Here is a 7,738-nt window from a genome sequence, read left to right on the forward strand (position 1 = left end):
CGGAGCGCGGCCACGGCGAGCATGCGGTCGCCGTCGGCCACCGCCCACAGCCGCTGCCGGGACCCGGGCTCGGCGCCGAGGAGCCCGGCCGCCGTCCGCTCGGGCTCGGGCGCCGGGTCCCCGGCGGGGTCGGCGGCGTGCACCGCCGTGAGCACGCCGTGCCACTCCCGGATCTGCGCGTCGGTCGGATCATCGAGTTCGATGACGTCCATCTGACTTTTGTACCGGATACCGGCCCGCCGCGACCGGGACCCGGCGCAACCCGTCCCGCCGATCGCGGCGGGCGCGCCCGAACCGGCCGCGGCCCGGGCCCGGCTCACGTCCTCCGGCCGAACGCCTCCAGGATGCGCTGGGCGGCGAGCGCGGGGGTGAGGGACCCCTCGGCGACGGCCGCCTCCAGCTCGGGCGCCAGTTCCCGGACGGCCGGATGGGCGTGCAGGTCCGCCAGCAGCCGCTCGCGGACCATCGCCCACGTCCAGCCGACCTGCTGGCGGCGGCGGCGCCGCTCCAGCTCGCCCGACTCGCGCAGCCGCTCCTGGTGCTCGACGATCTTGTCCCACACCTCGGTGAGCCCGGTGTTGTCCTTCGCGCTGCACGTCAGGACGGGCGTGTCGTGGACCCGCTCGTCGCTGCGCAGCAGCCGCAGCGCGCCCGCGAGCTCGCGGGCCGCCCGTTTGGCCTCCATCGCGTGGTCGCCGTCGGCCTTGTTGACGGCGATCACGTCGGCCAGCTCCAGGACGCCCTTCTTGATGCCCTGGAGCTGGTCGCCGGTCCGCGCCAGCGTGAGGAACAGGAACGAGTCGACCATCTCCGCGACGGTCGTCTCGGACTGGCCGACGCCGACCGTCTCGACCAGCACGGTGTCGTAGCCGGCCGCCTCCATGACGACCATCGCCTCCCGGGTGGCCTTGGCGACGCCGCCGAGCGTCCCGGCGGTGGGCGATGGGCGGATGAACGCGTTCGGGTCCGTGGCGAGCCGCTGCATGCGCGTCTTGTCGCCGAGGATGCTGCCGCCCGTCCGGGTGGAGGACGGGTCGACGGCGAGGACCGCGACCCTGTGCCCCTGCCCCGTCAGGTTCGTGCCGAGCGCGTCGATGAACGTGGACTTGCCGACCCCGGGCACGCCGGTGATCCCGACCCGGCGGGCGCCGCCGGCGTGGGGGGTCAGCTCGACCAGCAGCTCCTGCGCCAGCTCCCGGTGGTCGGGACGGGTGGACTCCACGAGCGTGATCGACCGCGCGATCCACGCCCGCGACCCGTCCCGCACCCCCGCGGCGTAGTCGTCGAGTTTCGGGCTCACCGCTCTCCCGGTCCGCTCATCGGGCGGTGGTGTGGCCGAGCCTGCCGGCCAGCTCGTCCAGCAGGTCCAGGGCGGCGTCGGCGAGCACGGTCCCGGGCGGGAAGATCGCCGAGGCGCCGGCGGCGCGCAGCTCGTCGAAGTCCTGCGGCGGGATCACGCCGCCGACGACGATGACGATGTCGTCGCGGCCGAGGGCGGCGAGCTCCTCGCGCAGCGCCGGGACCAGCGTGAGGTGCCCGGCGGCGAGCGAGTTGACGCCGACGACGTGCACGTCGGCCTCGACGGCCTGGCGGGCCACCTCGCCCGGCGTCTGGAACAGCGGGCCCACGTCGACGTCGAAGCCGAGGTCGGCGAAGCCCGTCGCGATCACCTTCTGGCCGCGGTCGTGGCCGTCCTGCCCCATCTTGGCGACGAGGATGCGGGGCCGCCGCCCCTCGGCCTCCTCGAACGCGGCGGCCGCGGCGCGCGCCTTCTCGATCCCGCTCACCCGGCCCGCCTCGTCCCGGTACACACCGGAGATCGTACGGATCTGCGCCGCGTGCCGCCCGTAGGCCCGCTCCAGGGCGTCGGAGATCTCGCCGACGGTGGCCTTGGCGCGGGCGGCGTCGATGGCGAGGGCGAGGAGGTTCTGCTCCAGGCCGGGCCCGCGGGTGCCGTTCTCGGCGGCCTCGGCGGCGCGGGTCAGCGCCGCGAGCGCGTCCTGGGCGGCGCCCTCGTCGCGCTCCTCCCTCAGCCTGCGCAGCTTGTCGATCTGCCGCGCGCGGACGGAGGCGTTGTCGACCTTGAGGACCTCGATGTCCTGCTCGGCGTCCGGGCGGTACTTGTTCACGCCGATCACGGGCTGGCGGCCGGAGTCGATGCGGGCCTGGGTGCGGGCGGCGGCCTCCTCGATGCGGAGCTTCGGCAGCCCCTCGTCGATGGCCTTGGCCATGCCGCCGGCCTGCTCGACCTCGGTGATGTGGCCCCAGGCGCGCCGCGCGAGGTCGTAGGTGAGCCGCTCGACGTAGGCGCTGCCGCCCCACGGGTCGATGGTGCGGGTCGTCCCGGACTCCTGCTGGAGGAGCAGCTGGGTGTTGCGGGCGATGCGGGCGGAGAAGTCCGTCGGGAGCGCGAGGGCCTCGTCCAGTGCGTTGGTGTGCAGCGACTGGGTGTGGCCCTGCGTCGCCGCCATCGCCTCGACGCAGGTGCGGGCCACGTTGTTGAAGGCGTCCTGCGCGGTCAGCGACCAGCCGGACGTCTGCGAGTGCGTCCGCAGCGACAGCGACTTCGGGTTCTGCGGGTCGAACCCCTTGACGAGCTTCGCCCACAGCAGCCGCGCCGCGCGGAGCTTCGCGACCTCCATGAAGAAGTTCATGCCGATCGCCCAGAAGAACGACAGGCGCGGCGCGAACGCGTCGATGTCGAGGCCCGCCTCGCGCCCGGCGCGGATGTACTCGACGCCGTCGGCGAGCGTGTACGCCAGCTCCAGGTCGGCGGTGGCCCCGGCCTCCTGGATGTGGTACCCGGAGATCGAGATCGAGTTGTACTTCGGCATCCGCCGCGAGGTGAACGCGAAGATGTCGGAGATGATCCGCATCGACGGCGCCGGCGGGTAGATGTAGGTGTTGCGGACCATGAACTCCTTGAGGATGTCGTTCTGGATGGTGCCCGCGAGCTGCTCGGGCGCCACCCCCTGCTCCTCGGCGGCCGCGATGTAGAGCGCGAGGACGGGCAGCACCGCGCCGTTCATGGTCATCGACACGCTCATCCGGTCCAGCGGGATGCCGTCGAAGAGCTGCCGCATGTCGTAGATCGAGTCGATCGCGACGCCGGCCATGCCGACATCGCCCGCCACCCGCGGGTGGTCGGAGTCGTAGCCGCGGTGGGTCGCGAGGTCGAACGCGACCGACAGGCCCTTCTGCCCGGCGGCGAGGTTGCGCCGGTAGAAGGCGTTGGACTCCTCGGCGGTGGAGAACCCGGCGTACTGCCGGATCGTCCACGGCTGGGTGGCGTACATCGCCGGGTACGGGCCGCGCAGGTAGGGCGCGATGCCCGGGTAGGTGTCGAGGAAGTCGAGCCCGGCCAGGTCGTCGCCGGTGTAGAGGGGGCGGACGCCGATGCCCTCGGGCGTCTCCCACGTCCGGGCGTCGGGGTCCTGCCCGGCGGCCCCGGCGGCGGCCCGCCACCGCTTCGCGGCCTCGTCGGCGGAGGGGGCCGTCCCGAGCTCGATCTCGGTGAAGTCGGGGATCATCGGTTCACTCCCAGATCGTCGAGGGTGGTCTCCAGCACCTCGACCGCGTCGCAGCCGGCGAACACGGTCGCGTCGACCCCCTCGTAGGTTCCCTTACCCGCGAGCCAGACCTTCACCGCGCCCGCGTCCCTGAGCGCGCGCGCCGCGTCCGCCGCCCGCTCGCCGTAGACCTTGTCGCTGGAGCAGATGCACGCCACGGACGCGCCGGACGTCCCGAACTCCTCGGGGGCGCCGCTCACCGTCTCGATCCCGCCCGCCTGGAACAGGTTCGCGGCGAACGAGGCGCGGGCCGTGTGGACGGCGATCGGGCCGAGCGTGGCGAGGAACACCCGGGGCCGGGCGCCGGTGGCCTCGGCGTGGGCGTCGGAGCGGTCGCGGAGGGCCTCGAAGTCCTGCGCGTAGGTGACGACGGGCAGGCCGCCGCCCTGACCGGACGGCGACCGGGGCGCGGGGGGCCGCTCGGGCAGCGTCTCGGTGAGGTTCGGGTACTCGCTGACGCCGGTGAGGGGCGCCTTGCGCCGCGCGATGTCCTTGCGGCGGCGCGCCCAGGTCACGGCGAGGCGGTCCGCGATGAGGCCCGCGTCCAGCGCGGCGGCGAACCCGCCCGCCTTCTCGATCTCGGTGAACCACGTCCAGGCGGCCTGTGCGAGGTCCTCGGTGAGGCGCTCGGCGTACCAGGAGCCCCCGGCGGGGTCGACGACCCGCGCGAGGCTCGACTCCTCCAGCAGGAGGGTCTGGGTGTTGCGGGCGATGCGGCGGGCGAACGCGTCCGGCAGGCCGAGGCGGGCGTCGAACGGCTGGACGGTGACGGCGTCCGCGCCGCCGACGCCCGCGGCGAAGGCGGCGACGGTGGTGCGGAGCATGTTCACCCACGGGTCGCGCCGCGTCATCATCGCCGACGACGTCACCGCGTGGACGCGCGCGGCCGTCCCGTCGGACGCGCCGCTCACCTCCGCGACCCGCGTCCACAGCCGGCGGAGCGCGCGGAGCTTGGCGATCGAGGAGAACTGGTCGGCGCTGACGGCGAGCCGGAACTCGATCTGCCCGAACGCCTCGTCCACGCTCAGCCCGGCGGCGGTGAGCGTCCGCAGGTAGGCGACGCCCGCGGCGACCGCCGCGCCGAGCTCGTCGGCGTCGCCGCCGCCCGCGTCGTGGTGGACGGTGCCGTCCACGACGATCGCGCGGAGCCGCGGGAATCCGCGGGCGCAGCGGACGGCCAGCGCGGCGGCCTCGTCCAGCGCCTCGTCCAGCGGGCCGGTGGCGCCGGTGCGGGCGCGCAGGCCGAGCGGGTCGGCGCCGAGGTTCCCGGCCGCGCCCGCCTCCTCGCCGCGCTCGACGACCAGCGCGAGGAACGCCTCGGCGGCCTCGCCGACGCGCTCCCCGGCGTCCAGCACAACGGGCGCGAGGCCGAGCAGCACGCCGCGCAGCGCCTCCGGCAGGGCGGCCACGGGCAGGCCCCCGTCGCCGAGCCGCAGCCAGACCGACGTGACGCCGTTCTCCAGGTCGGCGAGGATCGCCTCCCGGGCGGCGGCCGGATCGGGGTCGGCGTGCCGCTGCCGGACGTCCCATCCGGCGAGCCCCTCGCCGTCGGGCCGCACCTCCCGCAGGTACGGCGGGAGGCCCGGCCGCCCGGGCGGGGCGTCGCCGCGCGCGTACAGCGCCGCGATCGGGACGCCGTCGTAGGTCTCGCGGGCCAGCAGGCCCTCGACGTCCGCGAGCGGGGTGTCGTCGGTCGCCGCGCCGGACTTGCGCAGCACTCCCTTCACCATCTCCCGCCACCGGTCGCGCTGCGCCGGGGGGAAGGCGGCAGCCAGTTCGAGTTCTTCAGGCGGCACCGTCATGCCCAGGATGGTAAGCGAGCGCGTACTCGCGCCTCGCGGGCGGGTCCCGCTGACCAGCGGGTCCCGCGCGGACGCGCGGTGCGCCCGCCGCACCTTAGGGGGACAGGTTAGGGGTCCGGTGCCGGGGAAAAGGACGCCCATGACGTTGGAAACGCTTCCAGGTGACCTGTACCACATGCAGGAACTCCTCGACGACCGGGAGAAGGAGATCATCGCCCGGGTCCGGGGCTTCCTGGAGTCGAAGGTCCAGCCGATCGCGAACGACTGCTGGACGCGCGCGGAGTTCCCCTTCGACCTGATCCCCGCCTTCGGCGAGCTCGGCGTGGCCGGGCTCGCCTACGACGAGTGCCCGGGCGAGGCGCCGAGCAGCCTGCTCACCGGCTTCCTCGCGCTGGAGATGGCCCGCGTCGACCCGTCCATGTCCACGTTCTTCGGCGTCCACACCGGCCTCGCGATGGGCAGCATCGGCCGCTGCGGCTCGGCGGAGCAGCGGGCCCGGTGGCTGCCCGCGATGGGGCGGATGGAGAAGATCGGCGCGTTCGCGCTGACCGAGCCCGGCGGCGGGTCCGACGTCGCCCTCGGCCTGAAGACGACCGCGCGGCGCGACGGCGACGCGTGGGTGCTGAACGGCGCCAAGCGCTGGATCGGGAACGGCACCTTCGCCGACCTCGTCGTCGTGTGGGCCCGGGACGAGGAGGACGACAAGGTCAAGGGGTTCGTCGTCGAGAAGGGCACCCCCGGGTTCAACGCCACCCGGATCGAGAACAAGATCGCGCTGCGGACCGTCCAGAACGCCGACATCGCGCTGGAGGACTGCCGCGTGCCGGAGGCGAACCGGCTGGAGGGCGCCACCGGCTTCCGCGAGACCGCCGCCATCCTGCGCCGCACCCGCAGCGGCGTGGCGTGGCAGGCCGTCGGGGTCATGCTCGCCGCGTACGGGATCGCCCGCGACTACGCCGTGGAGCGCGAGCAGTTCGGCCGCCCCATCGCCAAGTTCCAGCTCGTCCAGGACCTGCTCGTCCGGATGCTCGGGAACGCGACCGCCTCGCTCGGCATGGTGGTGCGGCTCGCCCAGCTCCAGGACGACGGGCTCTACCGCGACGAGCACTCGGCGCTCGCCAAGGCGTACTGCACCAGCCGGATGCGGGAGGCCGTCGGCTGGGCGCGCGAGCTGATGGCCGGCAACGGGATCGTGCTCGACTACGACATCGGCCGCTTCGTCGCCGACGCCGAGGCCCTCTACTCCTACGAGGGCACCCGGGAGATCAACACCCTGATCGTCGGGCGCGCGGAGACGGGCCACGGCGCGTTCGTCTGAGGCCCGGCGGTCCACCGCCCGGCCGGGCATGCCGTGCCGTGCCGGGGCGCCTTCCCTGTCCGTCGCGGTAGGTGCGAACGGTGCGGCCGCAACGTACCGTCGAAGTGACGTGGCCGCCTGCGGCCCCCGACGCGAGGTGAAGGATGGCCCTGAGGTTCGGTGTCGAGGAGGAGTACTTCGTCGTCGATCCCGGCTCCCGCGAGGTCGTCCCCAGGGCCGCCGCCGTCGTCCGGCGCGCGGCCGCCGCGCTGGGCGACCGCGCGTCCAGCGAGCTGGTCGAGTTCCTCGCCGAGGCGAAGACCTCCCCGTGCGACGACTCCGACAAGCTCGACGAGCAGATCCGGTCGATGCGGGCGGCGATGGCCGGGGCCGCGGCCGGGGCGGGCGTGCGGCTCGCCGCCACCGGCACGCCGGTCCTCGGCGACCTGGTCCCGGCGCCCATCAGCGCGGGAGCCCGGTACGCCGCCAGCCGCGCGACCTACCGCGCCCTGGACGACGAGCAGTGCATCTGCTCGTGCCACGTCCACGTCGAGATGCCCGATCCGGAGCACGCCGTCCAGGTGAGCAACCACCTGCGCCCCTGGCTGCCGACGCTGCTCGCGCTGACGGCCAACTCGCCGTTCTGGGCGGGCCGCGACACCGGCCACGCCTGCTGGCGGGTGATGGCGTGGGCGCGCTGGCCGGTGGCGGGACCGCCGCCCTACTTCGCCTCCCACGCCCACTACGAGGACCTCGTCGGCACCCTGCTGGACTGCGGCGCCCTGATGGACACCGGGACGATCTTCTGGGACGTGCGGCCCTCGGCCCGCCTCCCCACCGTGGAGGTCCGGCTGGCCGACGTGGCGCCGACCGCGTCCGAGGCCGCGGTGTTCGCCGCGCTCGTCCGGGCGCTGGTGCAGACCTCGCTCGCCGCGGTCGAGGCGGGCGAGCCCGCCCCCGCGCCGTCCCAGGAGATGCTGCGCGCCGCCTACTGGCTCGCCGCCCGGGACGGCCTCGCCGGGCGCGGCGTCGACGTGCGCACCGGACGCCCCGCCGGCTTCCGCGAGCTG

Annotated in this window: 5 protein-coding genes and 1 pseudogene; 2 read left to right on the forward strand and 4 right to left on the reverse strand. The window is 74.5% G+C overall.

Annotated elements, in window-relative coordinates; all coding sequences use genetic code 11:
- From E1300_RS45455 to E1300_RS45470, 4 genes and pseudogenes are all read right to left on the reverse strand, one after another.
- Nucleotides 1–212 (reverse strand): annotated as a pseudogene (locus tag E1300_RS45455) (GNAT family N-acetyltransferase); the annotation flags it as partial.
- 104 nt (nucleotides 213–316) lie between these two features.
- The gene (meaB, locus tag E1300_RS45460) at nucleotides 317–1,300 is read right to left on the reverse strand and encodes a methylmalonyl Co-A mutase-associated GTPase MeaB (protein ID WP_131763477.1); all 984 of its coding nucleotides are present in this window, start codon (nucleotides 1,298–1,300) and stop codon (nucleotides 317–319) included.
- 16 nt (nucleotides 1,301–1,316) lie between these two features.
- Nucleotides 1,317–3,530 (reverse strand): methylmalonyl-CoA mutase, encoded by a 2,214-nt coding sequence (scpA, locus tag E1300_RS45465; RefSeq protein WP_131763478.1) that lies wholly within the window; start codon nucleotides 3,528–3,530, stop codon nucleotides 1,317–1,319.
- Nucleotides 3,527–5,371 carry a methylmalonyl-CoA mutase family protein gene (locus E1300_RS45470; protein WP_131763479.1) on the reverse strand — a complete coding sequence of 615 codons (1,845 nt, stop codon included), beginning with the start codon at nucleotides 5,369–5,371 and terminating at the stop codon, nucleotides 3,527–3,529. Before E1300_RS45470 ends, scpA begins: the two co-directional genes overlap by 4 nt.
- 139 nt (nucleotides 5,372–5,510) lie before the next feature.
- Here E1300_RS45470 and E1300_RS45475 point away from each other — a divergent pair, with 139 nt between their 5' ends.
- Together E1300_RS45475 and E1300_RS45480 are read left to right on the forward strand one after the other, a co-directional pair.
- Nucleotides 5,511–6,689 carry an acyl-CoA dehydrogenase family protein gene (locus E1300_RS45475; protein WP_131763480.1) on the forward strand — a complete coding sequence of 393 codons (1,179 nt, stop codon included), beginning with the start codon at nucleotides 5,511–5,513 and terminating at the stop codon, nucleotides 6,687–6,689.
- A 143-nt stretch (nucleotides 6,690–6,832) separates the two neighbouring features.
- Nucleotides 6,833–7,738 (forward strand): carboxylate-amine ligase (locus tag E1300_RS45480; RefSeq protein ID WP_131763481.1); only part of this gene is annotated, 906 nt, incomplete at its 3' end.

The organism is Actinomadura fibrosa, from assembly GCF_900659615.1.
Taxonomy (GTDB): Bacteria; Actinomycetota; Actinomycetes; order Streptosporangiales; family Streptosporangiaceae; genus Spirillospora; species Spirillospora fibrosa.